The sequence below is a fragment of the Flavobacterium sp. KKT103 genome (assembly GCF_055640565.1).
In genome coordinates this window covers 2,474,295-2,491,797 of record NZ_CM145766.1, presented here as the reverse complement: position 1 = coordinate 2,491,797, position 17,503 = coordinate 2,474,295, and the positions used below count along the sequence as shown (strand labels likewise).

Sequence of the window (17,503 nt, the reverse complement as noted above, 5' to 3'; positions counted from 1 at the left end):
TTTAAATTTCACTAGTATCTTGAAAAAAACAGCAGTAGTTATCCTAAACTGGAACGGTACAAAGTTATTGGAACAGTTTTTACCCTCAGTAGTACAATTTTCTCCCGAAGCGACTATTTATGTAGCTGACAATGCTTCTACAGACGATTCTGTTGCCTTTGTAAAAGCAAATTTTCCAACAGTTCAAATAGTTCAAAATAGCAGTAACTTTGGTTTTGCTCAAGGCTACAATGAAGCCTTACAGCATATTGAGGCCGATATTTATGCACTAGTAAATTCCGATATTGAAGTTACTGAAAATTGGTTACAGCCTATTTTACAAACTTTTGAAGCCGAGCCTAAAACAGCCATAATTCAGCCGAAATTATTAGACTTTAAAAACAAGACCTACTTTGAATATGCGGGTGCAGCTGGTGGTTTTATCGATAAATATGGTTATCCCTATTGTCGCGGTCGCGTTTTTGATACTGTTGAACAAGATTTAGGACAATATGATAACAATTGCGCTATCTCTTGGGCTTCTGGAGCCTGTTTTTTTATTCGATCATCGGTTTACCATGAATTAGGTGGTTTTGATGCAGACTTTTTTGCACATCAAGAGGAAATAGACCTTTGCTGGCGTGCTTTAAATAAAGGCTATCAAATCAAATATCAGTACAATTCTACAGTCTACCACGTGGGTGGTGCCACGCTACAACAAGGCAATCCAAAGAAAACCTTTCTGAATTTCAGGAATTCACTGTTAATGTTATCTAAGAATTTACCCAAAAACAAGTTAATCTTAGTCCTTTTTACTCGTATGCTATTGGATGGACTAGCAGGAATTCAATTTATTTTTAAAGGAAAATTTGCGCATTTAATGGCAATTTTAAAGGCGCATTACTCCTTTTATAGCTTATTATCAAGTACTTACAAAAAAAGAGGAAATTTTCAGTCGGAAACATACTATTCAACAAAAAGTATCGTTTATCAATATTATGTTAATTCTGGCAAGATATTTGTTATATGATTTTAACAGTAAATAATTATTGTATTCAACCTTTAAAAACTAACTTTGTAATTCAACTAAACATTATTTTTATGAAAAAAATCGTAATCACCTTATCACTTTTCGCACTTCTAACCTCATGTGTTAGTAAAAAGAAATATGCTGATCTAGAATCAAGAAACAAAGAAACTCAAGATCTATTAAATTCGGCTACAGTAAAATTAAATGCTTGTCTTGAAGAGAAAGCAGGACTTACGGCAAGAGTTCAAGGTTTAAAAGAGCACAATGAGACGTTGATTAACACGTCTAAAGATATGACGATTTTAACGACTAAAGGTGCTGAAAACATTGAAAAAGCATTAGAATCTATCAAAGAGAAAGATTTAAAAATTAGTAGAATGCAGGATGCCTTAACTAAAAAGGATAGTGTTACTCTAGCAGTTGTTACTAGTTTAAAAAGTGCAGTTGGTTTAAATGATCCAGACATTGAAATCAATGTTGAAAAAGGAGTGGTATTTATCTCTATTGCAGATAAATTATTATTCAAAAGCGGAAGCTACAATGTAACTGATAAAGCAAAAGGTGTTTTAGCTAAGGTTGCAAAAGTAGTTAATGACAAGCCAGACTTTGAGTGTATGGTTGAAGGTCATACAGATAGCGTTCCATACATTGGTAACAACATTTTACTTGACAACTGGGATTTAAGTGTTAAACGTTCTACGTCTATCATCCGTGTTCTTACAGATGAGCTAGGAGTAAAACCAAGTCAATTAATTGCTGCTGGTAGAAGTTCATACGTACCATTAGTATCTAATGACAACGCTGACAACAGAGCTCGTAACAGAAGAACTCGTATTGTAGTACTTCCTAAAATTGACCAATTCTACGAAATGGTTGAGAAAGAAATGAAAAAACAAGCTAAATAATTAAATTATTCTATAGCTGTAAAGCGCCTCTTAACGGAGGCGCTTTTTTTATGTATTAATTTTAGCTGGAGATAGGTAGTAAAAGAAAAAGCAGGTCTTTCGACCTGCCTTAATGTATCCTTAACTTTTCTCTAATAACCAATCAAATATAATTAAGAATAACATGCTTATATTGTAATTTGAAACATCTTATGAAATCAAAGATAAACATTTTATTATAAAAACATAATCATTAAAAAATACTAGATAATATCAATATCTCCTTTACCTTCTCTGATAATTTCAGGTTCTGCTCCTGATAAATCAATAATGGTAGAACCTACGTTATCTCCATATCCTCCATCAATAACTAAATCGACAAGATTTTGCCATTTCTCAAAAATCAACTCTGGATCGGTAGTATATTCGATTACGTCATCCTCATCACGAATGGAAGTTGAAACAATAGGATTGCCTAACTGTCTTACAATTTCTAAAACAATCTCATTATTGGGTACACGGATACCAACAGTAGTTTTCTTTTTGAATTCTTTTGGTAAATTATTGTTACCTGGTAATATAAAAGTATACGGTCCTGGTAAAGCTCTTTTTAAAATTTTAAAAGTAGCGGTGTCAATTTGCCTCACATAGTCAGACAGATTACTCAAATCATGACAAATGAATGAAAAATTAGCTTTCTCTAATTTCACGCCTTTAATCTTTGCAATACGTTCTAGTGCTTTTGAATTAGTAATATCGCAACCCAACCCATATACTGTATCGGTAGGATAAATTACCAGTCCGCCATCCTTCAAAATCTTAACGACTTTAGCAATAGCAGCTTCGTTAGGTTTGTCTTCGTATATTTTTAAAAACTGTGCCATCGTATAACGTTTTATGTTTTTTTAGTTTACTATTCCAAGTTGATTTCTTCTTCTCGAAACTGCAAACATTTTTTTTAACCTATGATATCAAGTTTAGCAAATCGCAATAATAATTTTTTGATTCCCCCAACTTCAAATTTAATTTCTGCTTTTTTGTCTGCCCCTACACCTTCTAGGTTTACAACTTGACCACGACCAAAGCGTTCATGCATTACAACATTTCCTGCTGTCAATTTATTATCAAATAAATTAGCCGTTCCTGATGCAGTAGGATTTCCACCAATAGGTTTTAATTTTCGCACGTTTAAATCGGGCTTAGGCATATTAGTTGCAGCTGGAATTGGAGGCGTCCCACTTGTTGGTTTGGCCAATCTAAGTTTGGATTTGTCCACATCACCAAAAATATCTTTATCAATCATCGGCTTAAAGCGATACGAAGACTCTGCTGGTGTTAGGTATTCTAAATACTGCGCATCTATTTCTTCTATAAATCGGGAAGGTTCACTATCCGTCAATTTTCCCCAGCGGTAGCGCGATTGCGCATAGGTCAAATACGCTTGATGCTCAGCTCTAGTCAAAGCTACATAAAACAAACGACGTTCTTCCTCCAATTCTGACCGAGTGCTCATACTCATAGCGGACGGAAATAAATCTTCTTCCATACCTACTACAAAAACATGCGGAAATTCTAATCCTTTGGCTAAATGTATCGTCATAAGCGCTACTCGATCTTCATCGCTGGTGTCCTTATCTAAATCCGTAGCAAGAGCTACATCTTCCATAAATTCGCCCAAAGCGCCTCTTGCACCGTCGATCTCTTTTTGCCCTTCGGTAAAATCTTTGATACCATTAAGCAACTCTTCAATATTTTGAATTTTAGCCATTCCCTCTGGCGTAGCATCCTTTTTTAATTCTTGTACTAATCCCGTTTTTTTAGAAACATGATCCGTGATATAAAAAGCATCTTGATTTTCATTGATGACCTGAAAACTTTGAATCATGGTAACAAAATCTTGAATTTTCTGTTTGGTACCGGAGTTCAGTTTCAAATCTATTTTATCAATATTGAGCATCACCTCAAACATGGATCTTTTATAGTGATTGGCCGCCACGACTATTTTTTCGATGGTCGTGTTACCGATTCCTCTTGCAGGGTAATTAATCACTCGCATCAAGGCTTCTTCGTCTTTCGGATTTAAAACTAAACGCAAATAGCACAATACATCCTTGATCTCTTTTCGTTGGTAAAATGAAAGTCCTCCATAAATACGATACGGAATATCTCTTTTGCGTAAAGCATCCTCCATCGAACGGGATTGCGCATTGGTACGATACAAAATAGCAAATTGACCATTAGTCATTTGGTTTTGCATTTTTTGCTCAAATATGGTACTTGCCACAAAACGTCCTTCCTCAGCATCAGTCATCGAACGATGAATTTTTATCTTAGGTCCAAATTCATTCGCTGTCCAAACTATTTTATCTAATTTGACTTTATTTTTATCGATGATCGTATTCGCTGCTTCAACAATATTTCGAGTAGAACGGTAATTCTGTTCCAATCTAAAGGTCTTTACTCCTTCATAATCTTTTTGGAAATTCAAGATGTTATTGATATTGGCTCCTCTAAATGCATAAATACTTTGCGCATCATCACCAACTACACATATATTTTGAAATTTATCTGATAAGGCACGAACAATTAAATACTGGGAATGATTCGTATCCTGGTACTCATCCACGAGTATGTATCTGAATCGGTTTTGATATTTGGCCAAAACATCAGGAAAACGCGTCAATAATTCGTTGGTTTTTAGTAACAAATCATCAAAATCCATCGCTCCTGATTTGAAGCAGCGATCTACATAATTCTGATAGATTTCACCCATTCTTGGCTTCTTAGCCATGGCATCCGTTTCCATTAAATCAGGATCGTTAAAATAGGCTTTAACAGTAATCAAACTATTTTTGAAGGAAGAGATGCGACTTAAAATTTGCTTTGGCTTATAAATATCGCGGTCTAATTGCATTTCTTTTATAATTCCCGAAATAGCCCTCAAAGAATCCTGTGAGTCATAAATCGTAAAATTCGAAGGATATCCTAATTTATCGGCTTCTGACCTAAGTATTCGAGCAAAAACAGAGTGAAATGTTCCCATCCATAAGTTTTTGGCTTCGCTAGACCCTACAATATCTGAGATACGGTTTTTCATTTCACGAGCCGCTTTATTCGTAAATGTAAGCGATAGGATATTGAATGCATCGATACCTTGGTGCATTAAATAGGCAATTCTTATGGTTAACACACGTGTTTTACCCGAGCCTGCACCAGCAATGATGATCATAGGTCCATCTTTTTGTAGAACGGGTTCGCGTTGCGCTTCGTTGAGTTGGGAAATGTATTGTTGCATGAAAATTTTCTATTTATGCAAAAATAAGAATTTAAGAGTTAATAAAGAGCCGTCTGGCAAATTTTTAAAGTGCATTTGCTACCAATTTTCAAGAGTTATAAAGAAATGTATTTAGGACCAAAAGCAGCAAATCTCCACGCTTTTTTATTTGTAAAAAACATCATAAGCAAAACGGATTAAAGTACCCACCACGACTACTAAAAAGAAAATTCTAATAAAGCCGTTTCCTTTGCTAATAGCTAATTTAGCACCTAACCATCCGCCACAAGCATTACTTGCTGCCATAGGTAATGCGATAGCCCAAAGGATTTTCCCTTTTAAAGCAAACAGGCAGATCGAACCAAAATTTGTCGCTAGATTTACCATTTTAGCATTTGCGGAAGCGTGCAAAAAGTCAAATCCCATTAAAGCAATAAAGGCTACGACAAAAAAACTACCCGTCCCAGGACCAATAAATCCGTCATAAAATCCAACTATAATACTAATCAACACTGCGTTTAATAGTAATCGCGTGGTAGATATTTCTTTTTCGACTTGCTGTCCAAAATTTTTCTTTGCATAGGTATAAATAGCTAATAGAGAGAGGATAAAAAGCAAGAGTGGTTTCATGAAATCATTACTCATATACGTTAATAAAGTAGATCCTAAAAAAGCTGACGGCATCGCCAACGCCATCATAAGAAATAACAATTTCCAATTCATTTTCACTTTTTTCATGTATTGATAAGCTGCAAACGAGGTTCCGCTAAAAGCAGGAATTTTCAAACTTCCGATAACGGTAGAAACGGGTAAATTAGGTAGTAAAATTAGACCTGTTGGTGTTTGTATTAAACCGCCACCACCTACGATGGCATCAATAAAACCTGCAGCAAAAGCAGCTACACAAAGCAAAACAATTATATATGTTTCCATTTTAAAGTAAAATAATTTCAAGAAATTTGGCAGAATCGTGAATTTTCAACATTCCGCACTACTTCGGTAAAAATACTATTCTATTTATTTATTCAATCAAAATTAGGCTTGAAATAAAAGCAAAAAGTATATTTTTGTTTTTCAAAATTTATAAAGATGAACACTACACTTTTTGTTGAAATTCTTGCCTACACTTTACCAGCCGTAATTACAGGTTTAATTGCTTATTCCCTTTTTAACTCGTATTTTAAAGACCAACAAAACATGCGTCGCTGGTTGATCCAAAAAGACAATCAAAAAACGGCACTTCCGCTTCGATTACAGGCCTACGAACGCTTAACTCTGTTGATGGAGCGTATTAATCCTTCGCAATTAGTAAGCCGTGTTAATCCAGTATCGAATGACAAATATGATTATCAAAATTTTATAATTGCTCAAATTGAACAGGAGATGGAGCATAACCTCACTCAGCAAATTTATGTTACTGAGCAATGCTGGGCCATTGTTTTAACTGCTAAAAATGCAACAATTCAAATGATTCGCTTGGCTGCAAAAAATGAGAAGGTTACTGATGCCAATAGTTTACGAGAACTTATCATTACCGATTTATTGGATAAAACAGCTCCAAGTAGTGCTGCACTTTCTTTTATTAAAAATGAAGTAAGCGAATTATTCTAAACTATTATTCAGCTAATAATCGTTTTAACTGCACTTGTTCTAAATCAGATAATTGTGGTAATAGTCGTTCGAATGTTGCGCGCATTTCCTCTTTTTTTAATAAGCGCCTGATCGTGTCTCTACCAAATTTAGAAAATTGCCACATATGATGTGTAGTTGCTTTAACGAGATTGACGAGTACCTCATCACTTAACAATTGAAAGTTAACTAATTTCTCTAAAGCATTTTGCCTGGTTATCGCTTCAAAATTAGGAGAGGAATAATGCGTAAGCTCTTTTATGAGTGCACTTTTGTCGACCGAATAACTTTTAGTTGACAATGCTAAAGACAACCAAAGAGTCCTTAAATTATTATCATTAAAACCAATCCAATTTTTGGTTTGCTCTAAATAGGCAACTCGATGTTCTGGGAAGTTGTTCCATAAATTAAATAATGCTATTTCCTGTGTTTCATAGGATTGATCCAGTAGTAAACTTTCATAATAAGGTCGAAAGTCTGTCGGTATTTTAGGCAGGGATGCAGCCACGGCCATTCGCACCTCAACATCATTAGTTGCTAGGGCTAATTGCAAAAGTTCTTTTTTATTCTCGAAATTTTCAGTCCGTAGCTGGTTAACCACAGCTACTTTTACATAAGTAGCGGCATCCGACTGTAATAACTTTGCAAAAAATTGACTTTTCTCGCTAATCAAGACTTTTTTCATTTTATCTACTTCAAACAGCAGCTGCATACTTTTATTTTTAAGCAGCAAACCATTAGCCTGTTCAGTGTTAAAAATTGGGGACTCCAACCATATTTTACTAAAATTAGTAGTATCGAAATTAGAAACTTTATGGATTTCATTGAAAAAATCTTGCGTATTAACATTCTTAAAAGCATACATTTTGAGGTAATTCTTGACTGCTTTCTTAAAAATTTTATCTCCTAAAGCTTCGTGAAGCACAAATAAAGCCCAAGATCCTTTTTGATAGAAGCTCAATGAACTCGCTTTTTCGTTCAAAATAGGAATACTATCCGTTCTTGAAGCATATTTTAATTGTTGTGCCGTTTCGTGCAGCTTAGCATAAAAATAATCATCCCCTTTTATTTCCCTTTCTGCGAGTAAAGCGTAGTAGGTTGCAAATCCTTCTTGGAGCCAATGGTGTTTTCCGCTTTTAGCAGTAATTAAATCACCAAACCATTGATGCGCTAATTCGTGCGCATCAACATTAGTATACGAACGATCTTGAAAACCTATAGTGTCAACAATATAGCGCCTTGAGAAAATTGTGGCCGATGTATTTTCCATGCCTGCATATAAAAAGTCTCGAACAGGTACTTGTTTATACACCTTCCAAGGGTATTTAAATCCGATTTCTTTCTCTAAAAAATCAAAAATTTTAACCGAATTACGGTAGCTCGAATTAAAATTTCTCTCGTCATTTTGCTCAATGTATAATTCCAAAGGAATGCCCGACTTGGATTCTAGATTATGTCTATTGTATTTCCCTACAGCTACCATTAGTAAATACGAACTCATAGGACGTTTCATTTTAAATGCCCATGTTGTAGTTGCTCCTTGTACTTGCTTACTGCTGAGCTCTCCGTTAGCGATGACTTGGTAATTAGAATCAAAAGAAATTGACAAATTAAAAACCATTTTTTCATTGACGTCATCAAAACTTGGAAACCAATTACTAGTATATCTGCCTTGCCCTTGAGTCCAAATTTGCAAATCATTGGTTTCCTCTGATCCAACAAAATAAAGTGCTTGTTTGGGTTGTGTAGTATATTCCAACTCTATTGTATTTTTTCCTTTACCAAATGGAGAAACAAGCTTGATTTGCTTGCCAGTATTGATATAATTTGCAGCCAATCCGTTTAATTTAACTGCTGAAAAGTTCATTTTTTGAGCATCAATAACAATAGTATCAATGGGTTTCAAAACCTTCAAAAAGTATTTGGCTTGGCCTTTAACCGATTTCTCCTTCGCATTTAATTCAATTTGAGCAGTAACTGATGTAAAATCAACAAACTTAGTTTGTTGCGCAAACGCAAAAGTACAGAGGAAGAAAAAAAGGTATTTCATATAAAAAGATTAAAAATCAAAAGTACGCCCTTTCTAATTCAAATAGAAGATATTTTGTAAGTTTACCCAACAATCAATATAAAAACTAGGTTTGAAAACAAAAGCATTATTTAACTGGAGTAGCGGCAAAGATTCAGCCCTAGCACTTTATAAGGTTCTACAAGACCCAAATTTCGAAATAAGTTGTTTGTTGACCAGCGTAAACACGCAGCACCAACGCGTATCCATGCACGGCCTAAGAGTTGATTTACTACAAGCACAAGCTGCAAGCATTAGAATCCCGCTCGAGATCATGTACCTTCCCGAAATGCCCACAATGGAAGCGTATGAAAACGTAATGAAGGATACTTTAACCAAGCTGAAAGATCAAGGAAACACAATCTCTATTTTTGGCGATATTTTTTTAGAGGATTTACGAAAGTACCGAGAAGAAAAACTAGAAATAATGGGCTTTAAAGGTCTGTTTCCCTTATGGAAGATACCAACAATGAGCTTAATCCAGGAATTTATAGCTTTAGGATTCAAAACTATTGTAGTTTGCGTTAATGAGCGCTACCTCGATAAAAGTTTCGTGGGTAGAATTATAGATCAAAACTTTATTGATGACTTACCGGAGGATGTAGATGTTTGCGGAGAAAATGGAGAATTTCACACCTTTACATTTGACGGTCCAATATTCGCTGAACCAATTCTTTTTGAAAAAGGGGAGATCGTTTATCGTAAATATGAAAAGCCTGAAACTACAGCAACTAACACTGCATGTGATACTGACTCAAGCGATACTTATGATTTTGGTTTTTATTATTGTGATTTGCTACCTCTTTAAAGAAAGAAGAAAATGTTCAACCTAAACACGATCTAAAGTAAAGGTAAAAGACGCACCTTTACCAATCTCTGATTGAACTGTTATGGTACCTCCCAATGCTTCCACAATTTTTTTAACTGTTGCTAAACCAATTCCCGTTCCCTTAGACCCGAAGCGATCTACAGTGGTCACAACTTCAAATAAATCAAAAATAATTTCTTGATTTTCTAGTAAAATTCCAGGTCCATTATCTGAGACAGTAATGCTATAATGGCCTGCTACTTCCGTAATCTCAACTTCAATTGCTATTGTCTCTTTGTCATTGTATTTCACAGCATTCGAAATCAAATTGATAAGTATTTGTTCTAGTGCTGATTTATTTGTCACTAGACTTTCTACTGTAGAACGGAATGTGATGCTACAATTATCTTGAAAAGCAAAAACACCAATGATTTCTGTTTTTAAGGCATTAATCGTAATTATGCTGTTTTTTTCTCTATCTATTCTGTTGGTCTTGCTATATTCTAACAAGCTATCAATCATTTCTTTTAATTTTGCAGAAGAACTTTGAATCAAGTTCAAAATATATTTTCCTTCACTATCAATAGACTCGCCGTAGCTACTTTTGAAAAGATCCGTTAATCCTGCTATGTTAGCTAATGGCGATTTAAGGTCATGCGCCGCAAGATAAGCAAATCGTTCAAGAGCTAAATTCTTTTCTTCTAGTTCAAGCAAAGTTTTCTCTAGTTTCACTTTATGAGCTCTTAACTCTAACAATTTCATCGTTTGCGCTGAAAGGGCTTCTAATGCATTAATTTGTTCCTCAGATAAAATTCTCGGTTTGTGATCAATTACACAAATAGTCCCTAAGGGAAAGCCATTATCATTTCTCAAAGGCACTCCAGCGTAAAACACAATACTAGATTCCCCCGTTACTAAAGGATTATCATGGAAGCGGACATCAGTTCTAGCATCAGGAATTATAAAAATATTCTTTGAGTCATTTATAGCGTGACCACAAAATGATTGTGTTCTTGGGGTTTCTGAAAATTCTAATCCCTTATGCGACTTAAACCATTGCCTTTTTTCGTCCAGAAATGTAATTAACGCAATTGGTGTGTTACACAATTGAGATGCAATTAAAGTTAGATTTTCATAATCAGTTTCAGGTAAAGTGTCAAGAATAGCGTAAGAATCTAAAGCTTTTAACCGTTCCTCTTCTCTACTATGTTTTTCTGGCTTAATCATATTATTTTTTGGATTTTAACTTTATACTGATTTTGCATGCTTGATGTGGTTACAGTAAAACAACAGATCATAATGCTGTTACAGTAAAGCTACCATTAAATAGTACGGAATGCTAAATTATAGCCTTATTTTAAAAAAAAATTATGATTGCTTACCCAATTTATAAAAAAGTTAGTGTAACGGATCTTCCTTATTGTTTAAGCTTTACTGGACTTCTACCACATTTAAAATACAAGGAATCAGAGTTACACTATTTTTCCAAATTGGGAACTGTAAAAGTAGAAAAAACACTTTGCTCTTTCATTAATTCTTCAATATCCTGCCATTTTCTCGGTACTTCAGCGGAAAGGTTTATAGGACCTTTGGCAGTTATTAGAATATCGTCTTCAATTCGTACTCCAATTCCCCACCATTTTTGATCACAATCACTTCCCTCCGGAATATAAATCCCAGGTTCAATGGTGATAACCATGTTACTTTCTAGATTGTTATACATACCGGGATCGTGAACGTCTAAGCCAATGTGATGACCCAAACCATGCGGGAAATATTTATTAGCAAGCTCCTCTGATTTTGCAACTCCAAGTTTGACCAATCCTTGATTAATTATTTTGCGAGCAATAACATCTAATGATCTAAAGCTAGCGCCCACTTTTGAAGCCGCAATCCCTGCTTCCTGCGCTTGGTAGACCAACTCATAAATTTGCTTTTGTTCCTTCGAAAAACTACCATTTGCCGGAATTGTTCGCGTTACATCAGCAGTATAACCATGGTATTCAGCACCTAAATCCATTAAAACCAATTCATTTCCAACCTTAGTTTTACTGTTCTCTATGTAATGTAAAACACAACCATTTTGACCAGCGCCTACAATGGAAGGATAGCCTTCGAACTCGCTACCATATTTTTTATAAATGAACTCGTGAATCCCTTGAATTTCAGTTTCGGACATACCTGTATGCATCGCTTTCATTACCTCCCTTTGCGCCATAGCTGAAATGCGTACGGCTTTAGTCAATAATTTCAATTCTTCATCCGTCTTAATTTCCCGCAAACTAGTCATATAGCGAGAAATAGAACTGTCGTCTAAATTCTGCTTTTTAGTAGTAACAGTACTTTTGAAACCAATTTGGTTTTTGAAAGAGTCTATCAACTTATATAAATCAGCTTTTTCTCTTCTTGAGGACTCTCCATTGTCGTCTTTAAATTCTTTAAATAAAACATGATCAAATTTGGTGAAATCAATGCCCGATTTTAAAAAGGCAGAACCATTATATGCTTTTGAAAACCCTAATTCCTTTTTAGCGCCTTCAGTACCTAATCGTACGCCCGTCCATTGCTCTTGACTTGCATTTTTTTCTTGTACGTATAGTATCTCCTTGTAGGTCTTGCCTTCACTATCTTGTTGCTCATTAGAAAAAAGCATTAAAACGCAATTAGGCTCCGTATATCCTGTTAGGTAATAAAAATCAGGATCTTGATGGTAGACATAATCTACATCATTGGCACGGTTTCGCACGGGATTTCCAAAAAAAACTGCAACACTATTCGCAGGCATTTTTGCTCGGAAAGCATCTCGGCGTTCTTTATGAAATTGTGCTGATAAATAATCTGTAGGATTTCCGCTTTGGCAAAAAGCCAAATTCACAAAAAAAGAAAACAGCACTATAAAAGAAAGTCTGGTTTTAAACATATTAAGAATGAATTATAAATTAATTTTATAGTAAATATACTATTTTTATAACTGCTTACCGTTTCTATTTTAGACTCCTAAAATTTAGTTGCTAATTGAATAACAGAAGTATCTTAGATTTAAAACGACCAACGAATAGAAAATTAGTTCATATCCTCATACATCTTGAATAATTGAGTCACAGTATTCCAATTTCGGATAGTTGCGGTGACGCTTAATTTTTTTTCAATGTATTTTTGATCTAATCTTGTTTTACCAGCACCAACGGCATATTTAATAAAAATTTTATTTGCATCGATTGTGGCTTCATCTGGTTTAAACTGACTTATTTTTAAATCATTGATGTTTTCAGGGCGAAGTTCTTTTGAAATAAAGGCTACATACAATTTCTTATGATCGACCTCTTTTTCTTTTAAAAATGGATTATTGTTGAAGCAATTTTCAAGGTCTTTTTTACCAATTACAATAGTTGGAACATCATAACCAAAAACTTTAAAAATTTCCTGCTTAATTTTAAATCCAACGGTAGCTGCATTTTCCTCCTCAGTTGTAACAAATACATTACCTGATTGGATGTAGGTGGTAACGTTGGTAAATTCCATATTTTCCAACATTTTTTGCAATGCATCCATTTTGATCATATTATGACCAGATACATTAATTCCTCTTAATAAAGCCAAGTGAGTTGTCATGAAATTGTGTTTTATACTTTAACACGACAAAGATATTGTCTTTATTAGCAGAATCATAATTAAAATCTCACTGTCTTGTCTCCAATGAATTAAGTCGGAAGAATAGTCAACGTTACTACAATAAAACTTTAACAACAATCTTTTTTACTTTGGTTTCATTACCTGATTGGATACAAGGACGATGTAAATCATCAGGGAAAAACAACGTAAACATTCCCGCTTCTAACTTAATATAGGATGTTTCGCCTTCATAAAAAGTATAGTCTTTATCCACATCAAATGATTGTATTTTTTGATCTCTTTTCGAAGCGATTCCAATTAATTCTTCACCTTGCAGCATATACTGAATATCAATATACTTCGTATGTCCCTCTAAAAAACAATCTTTTTCTTCTTTTGTATCATACTCTTGGACAATTGCAAAAATATTTCTTCCGTCAATTTCGTAGACACCTTCGGGAATAGTTGTTAAATCGGTTGACGTAATAAAGTTAAATCCTGCCGCTAGTCGATCTGTGATAGAGGCATACAGTCCATAATTTTTAATTGAATCCAATACCATTTGTAAAGTACCTTAAGTTAGGCCGCAAATATCAAAAATAAGATCCATAGTTTTAGGCCTACCTCCTACTTTATTCGAAATTCCTGTATTTTTGAATTTTCTAATTTCCTATTTTAAAACTATCTTCGTTTTTTTGTTTTTAGAACCGAAAAGCTATCCAAATTATTTAAAATGTCTAACAACTTGCTGCTTACTCCTATTGAATACTTGAAAGGTGTTGGACCTAACAGAGGAACCTTGCTCCGCAAAGAATTAGGGATTCATAAGTATGGTGATTTACTTAATTTGTACCCGAATAGATATATAGATCGAACACGCTACTATAAAATTAACGAAATACAAAACAATATTGCCGAGGTTCAAATTATTGGAAAAATAATCAACATAAAAACAGTTGAGTTTGGAAAAGGCAGAAAACGATTGGTAGCTACCTTTGTTGATGATACGGGCCAAATGGAGTTGGTTTGGTTTCAAGGTCATAAATGGGTCCGCGAATCATTAAAATTAAATGAAGTCCTTGTCATTTTTGGAAAATGCACATCGTTTAACGGAATGTACAATATGGCGCATCCTGAAATCGAATTGTGGAGCGAACATGAAAAAAGTTTGCGTTCAGCCATGCAAGCCGTTTATCCCTCTACTGAAACGCTAACCAATAGAGGTATTACAAATCGGGGTATTAACAAAATGATGCAACAGTTGTTTATTGAAACGCAAGCCTTATTTGTTGAAACCTTACCAGACTATCTACTGCAAGAATTAAAGCTCATCCCTAAAAATGCCGCTTTATTCAACATTCATTTTCCTAAAAGCGCTGAAGCTTTGGCGAAAGCCCAATTCCGACTGAAATTTGAAGAATTGTTTTTCATTCAGTTGCAATTGATCATGAAAAATAAAATTCAGAAACATAAAATAAAAGGACATCCATTTGCAAAAGTAGGAGAATATTTTACTGACTTTTATCAAAACCATTTACCCTTTGAACTTACAGGTGCTCAAAAAAGAGTAATAAAAGAGATAAGAACAGATATGGGCAGCAACGCTCAAATGAACCGCTTATTGCAAGGAGATGTAGGTTCAGGAAAAACAATAGTAGCCTTTATGAGTATTCTTTTGGCTATTGATAATGGCTTTCAAGCTTGCTTAATGGCTCCGACAGAAATCTTAGCCAATCAGCATTTTATTGGACTATCTGAACTAGCTAGCAAATCCAATATTACTATAAAAATACTAACCGGTTCTACGAAAACGGCCGCCAGAAAAATACTCCACGAAGAATTAGAAAACGGAAGCCTACAAATTTTAATAGGCACCCATGCTTTACTTGAAGACAAGGTTAAGTTTCAAAATCTAGGATTAGCCGTAATCGATGAGCAACATCGCTTTGGCGTAGAACAACGCTCTAAATTGTGGAAAAAGAATACTATTCCGCCTCACGTCCTCGTGATGACCGCTACCCCTATTCCGCGTACACTAGCCATGAGTTTGTATGGTGATTTAGACATATCAGTGATAGATGAATTACCTCCGGGAAGGAAACCAATCCAAACCGTCCACCGATTTGACAGCAACAGACTTAAGGTGTGGAAATTTATTCGTGATGAAATAGCCATTGGCAGACAAATATATATTGTTTACCCTTTGATTCAAGAATCAGAAAAAATGGATTTCAAGGACTTAATGGATGGTTATGAAAGTATTTCTCGTGATTTTCCATTACCGCAGTATGCCATATCTATTTTACACGGTAAGATGAAACCAGCCGAAAAAGATGCGGAGATGAAACGGTTCTCCGATGGTAAAACCAATATCATGGTGGCAACTACCGTTATCGAAGTTGGTGTGAACGTTCCCAATGCCTCTGTAATGATTATTGAAAGTGCTGAACGTTTTGGCTTATCGCAACTGCATCAGTTGCGTGGTCGTGTGGGTCGTGGCGCTGATCAAAGTTATTGTATCCTAATGACTAGCCATAAATTAAGTGCTGACAGTAAAACACGAATGGAAACTATGGTAAGCACCAATGATGGATTTGAAATTGCCGAAGTCGACCTTAAATTACGTGGCCCAGGCAATCTTATGGGTACGCAGCAAAGTGGTGTTTTGAACCTGCAAATTGCAGATATCGTTAAGGACCGAGATATTTTAGCACTTGCCAGGCATCATGCTCTTAAAATTTTACAAGTAGATACCGCCATGGAAAAGCCGGAACATGCTGCTATGCGCGCCGTTTACATCGAACTAACTAAGAAAAAGAATATCTGGAATTACATCAGTTAATTTTTTTTCTAATCCCATTAAACCTTTAACTATTTTTAACGTCTAACGGTCATCTTTGACTATTAACTAGTCGAAAACAGGTCGCTGTTGTATTTATTGAATTCTTAGTTTTATTTAAAAATAGACGTAAAAGTAGTTGTGAAACTATTTTTTTTTGAGAAAACACAATATTTGTATGTACAAGTGTTAAATAAAGACTAACGTTATCTACTTTACTAAATGGAAAACCTAAATTTGCTTTTAACATAAATTTATAATAAAATATTATCTCTCTTTAGACCTATATTATGAAATTAAAAAATATCATTTACGCTTTCTTACTCATTGGATTTGGTGCTTTTATTACCTACCGAATTGTTCAAAATAATAGCAAATCAGGTGATCAAAATGGAAAATCAGATAAAAAAAGTTCCTTAAACGTTAGCGGAATAGTTGTAAAAACAGAAACGTTTGATAATACCTTATCGTTATCGGGATCAATAGAAGCTAATGAGCAAGTTGAAATTCGATCAGAGGTATCGGGTATCGTGGAAAGCATTAATTTTAAAGAAGGTAGTAACGTGTCAGCAGGTCAACTACTTTTTAAAGTAAATGATATAGAATTAAGAGCACAATTAAGTCAAGCCAACACGAGAGAGAATTTGGCTGCTGAAAATGCACGACGAGCACAACTTTTGTTAAAAAAAGAAGCCATCAGTCAAGAAGAATATGATGTAGCTAAAGCAGAATATGCTTCGACCAAAGCACAAAGCCAAATCATTAAGGCTCAAATTGCTAAAACTTCCGTTCGTGCGCCCTTTTCAGGAAAAATTGGATTGCGATCTATCTCTAAAGGAGCATATGTGAATCCAACTATGCTAGTAGCGAACTTAGTCAATACAGCTAAACTTAAAATTACTTTTTCTATTCCTGAAAAATACGCTAATCAAGTAAAAACTAATACTGTACTTAAATTTACTGTTTCAGGTTCTACTGAAACTTACACAGCAACCGTATACGCTATCGAGCCAGCGGTGGAAGTTGCCACGCGTACACTTCAAGTTAGAGCCATTGCTGATAACCAACAAGGAAAATTATTACCGGGAACTTTTGCTAATGTAGTACTTCCCTTGGATGTGATTCAAGACGCGATCGTGGTTCCAACACAAGCGGTAATTCCGGTTCAAAACGGTAAAAAAATATTTATTTCTGATTTTGGCAAAGCCAAAGAAGTTATGGTAGAAACGGCAACAAGAACTGATGCTTCGCTTTTAATTTTGTCCGGACTTAAAGCAGGTGATACGGTTATAACAACTGGTGTCATGTCCTTAAAAAATGACACTCCCGTGAAAGTATCGGTTAAGAAATAACCTCTCCTACTAATTAATTATCTCATCA

The 17,503-nt window shown here is 34.9% G+C and carries 14 protein-coding genes; 6 read left to right on the top strand and 8 right to left on the bottom strand.

Annotation, left to right across the window (positions count from 1 at the left end; all coding sequences use genetic code 11):
- Positions 1-19: 19 nt before the first annotated feature.
- Both ACZ2G0_RS10620 and ACZ2G0_RS10615 read left to right on the top strand, forming a co-directional pair.
- Positions 20-1,009 carry a glycosyltransferase family 2 protein gene (locus tag ACZ2G0_RS10620; protein ID WP_470307622.1) on the top strand — a complete coding sequence of 330 codons (990 nt, stop codon included), beginning with the start codon at positions 20-22 and terminating at the stop codon, positions 1,007-1,009.
- 71 nt (positions 1,010-1,080) lie between these two features.
- The gene (locus ACZ2G0_RS10615; RefSeq protein ID WP_470307621.1) at positions 1,081-1,914 is read left to right on the top strand and encodes an OmpA/MotB family protein; all 834 of its coding nucleotides are present in this window, start codon (positions 1,081-1,083) and stop codon (positions 1,912-1,914) included.
- A gap of 242 nt (positions 1,915-2,156) precedes the next feature.
- On the opposite strand, the gene ACZ2G0_RS10610 is transcribed toward ACZ2G0_RS10615, so the two are convergent.
- From ACZ2G0_RS10610 to ACZ2G0_RS10600, 3 genes are all read right to left on the bottom strand, one after another.
- Positions 2,157-2,777, bottom strand: coding sequence for an L-threonylcarbamoyladenylate synthase (locus ACZ2G0_RS10610; protein WP_300288725.1), 621 nt, complete (start codon positions 2,775-2,777; stop codon positions 2,157-2,159).
- Between the two features lie 74 nt (positions 2,778-2,851).
- Complete coding sequence (locus tag ACZ2G0_RS10605; RefSeq protein ID WP_470307620.1) at positions 2,852-5,188, bottom strand: ATP-dependent helicase; 2,337 nt, start codon at positions 5,186-5,188, stop codon at positions 2,852-2,854.
- A gap of 144 nt (positions 5,189-5,332) precedes the next feature.
- Positions 5,333-6,100 carry a sulfite exporter TauE/SafE family protein gene (locus tag ACZ2G0_RS10600; RefSeq protein ID WP_470307619.1) on the bottom strand — a complete coding sequence of 256 codons (768 nt, stop codon included), beginning with the start codon at positions 6,098-6,100 and terminating at the stop codon, positions 5,333-5,335.
- A 156-nt stretch (positions 6,101-6,256) separates the two neighbouring features.
- On the opposite strand from ACZ2G0_RS10600, the gene ACZ2G0_RS10595 reads away from it, so the two are divergent.
- A complete protein-coding gene (locus ACZ2G0_RS10595; protein ID WP_470307618.1) occupies positions 6,257-6,778 on the top strand; it encodes a DUF7935 family protein in 522 nt (173 codons plus the stop codon).
- Positions 6,779-6,782: 4 nt separating this feature from the next.
- Here the strand turns inward: ACZ2G0_RS10595 and ACZ2G0_RS10590 are convergent, their stop codons facing one another.
- Positions 6,783-8,846 carry a M1 family metallopeptidase gene (locus ACZ2G0_RS10590; RefSeq protein ID WP_470307617.1) on the bottom strand — a complete coding sequence of 688 codons (2,064 nt, stop codon included), beginning with the start codon at positions 8,844-8,846 and terminating at the stop codon, positions 6,783-6,785.
- 91 nt (positions 8,847-8,937) lie between these two features.
- Here ACZ2G0_RS10590 and ACZ2G0_RS10585 point away from each other — a divergent pair, with 91 nt between their 5' ends.
- Positions 8,938-9,672, top strand: coding sequence for a Dph6-related ATP pyrophosphatase (locus ACZ2G0_RS10585; protein WP_470307616.1), 735 nt, complete (start codon positions 8,938-8,940; stop codon positions 9,670-9,672).
- Between the two features lie 21 nt (positions 9,673-9,693).
- Here the strand turns inward: ACZ2G0_RS10585 and ACZ2G0_RS10580 are convergent, their stop codons facing one another.
- The 4 genes from ACZ2G0_RS10580 to ACZ2G0_RS10565 all read right to left on the bottom strand — a co-directional run bounded on the left by ACZ2G0_RS10580 (position 9,694) and on the right by ACZ2G0_RS10565 (position 13,840).
- Complete coding sequence (locus ACZ2G0_RS10580; protein ID WP_470307615.1) at positions 9,694-10,899, bottom strand: sensor histidine kinase; 1,206 nt, start codon at positions 10,897-10,899, stop codon at positions 9,694-9,696.
- Positions 10,900-11,149: 250 nt separating this feature from the next.
- The gene (locus tag ACZ2G0_RS10575; protein ID WP_470307614.1) at positions 11,150-12,592 is read right to left on the bottom strand and encodes an aminopeptidase P N-terminal domain-containing protein; all 1,443 of its coding nucleotides are present in this window, start codon (positions 12,590-12,592) and stop codon (positions 11,150-11,152) included.
- A 143-nt stretch (positions 12,593-12,735) separates the two neighbouring features.
- Positions 12,736-13,284 carry a DUF1697 domain-containing protein gene (locus tag ACZ2G0_RS10570; protein ID WP_470307613.1) on the bottom strand — a complete coding sequence of 183 codons (549 nt, stop codon included), beginning with the start codon at positions 13,282-13,284 and terminating at the stop codon, positions 12,736-12,738.
- A 115-nt stretch (positions 13,285-13,399) separates the two neighbouring features.
- Positions 13,400-13,840, bottom strand: a complete 441-nt coding sequence (locus ACZ2G0_RS10565) for a NanQ anomerase/TabA/YiaL family protein (protein ID WP_470307612.1) — start codon at positions 13,838-13,840, stop codon at positions 13,400-13,402.
- Positions 13,841-14,017: 177 nt separating this feature from the next.
- Here ACZ2G0_RS10565 and recG point away from each other — a divergent pair, with 177 nt between their 5' ends.
- Together recG and ACZ2G0_RS10555 are read left to right on the top strand one after the other, a co-directional pair.
- Positions 14,018-16,126: an ATP-dependent DNA helicase RecG gene (gene recG / locus ACZ2G0_RS10560; RefSeq protein WP_470307611.1), complete on the top strand. Its 2,109-nt coding sequence runs from the start codon at positions 14,018-14,020 to the stop codon at positions 16,124-16,126.
- 287 nt (positions 16,127-16,413) lie between these two features.
- On the top strand, positions 16,414-17,475 hold the full coding sequence (locus tag ACZ2G0_RS10555) for an efflux RND transporter periplasmic adaptor subunit (RefSeq protein WP_470307610.1): 1,062 nt from the start codon (positions 16,414-16,416) through the stop codon (positions 17,473-17,475).
- Positions 17,476-17,503: the final 28 nt, after the last annotated feature.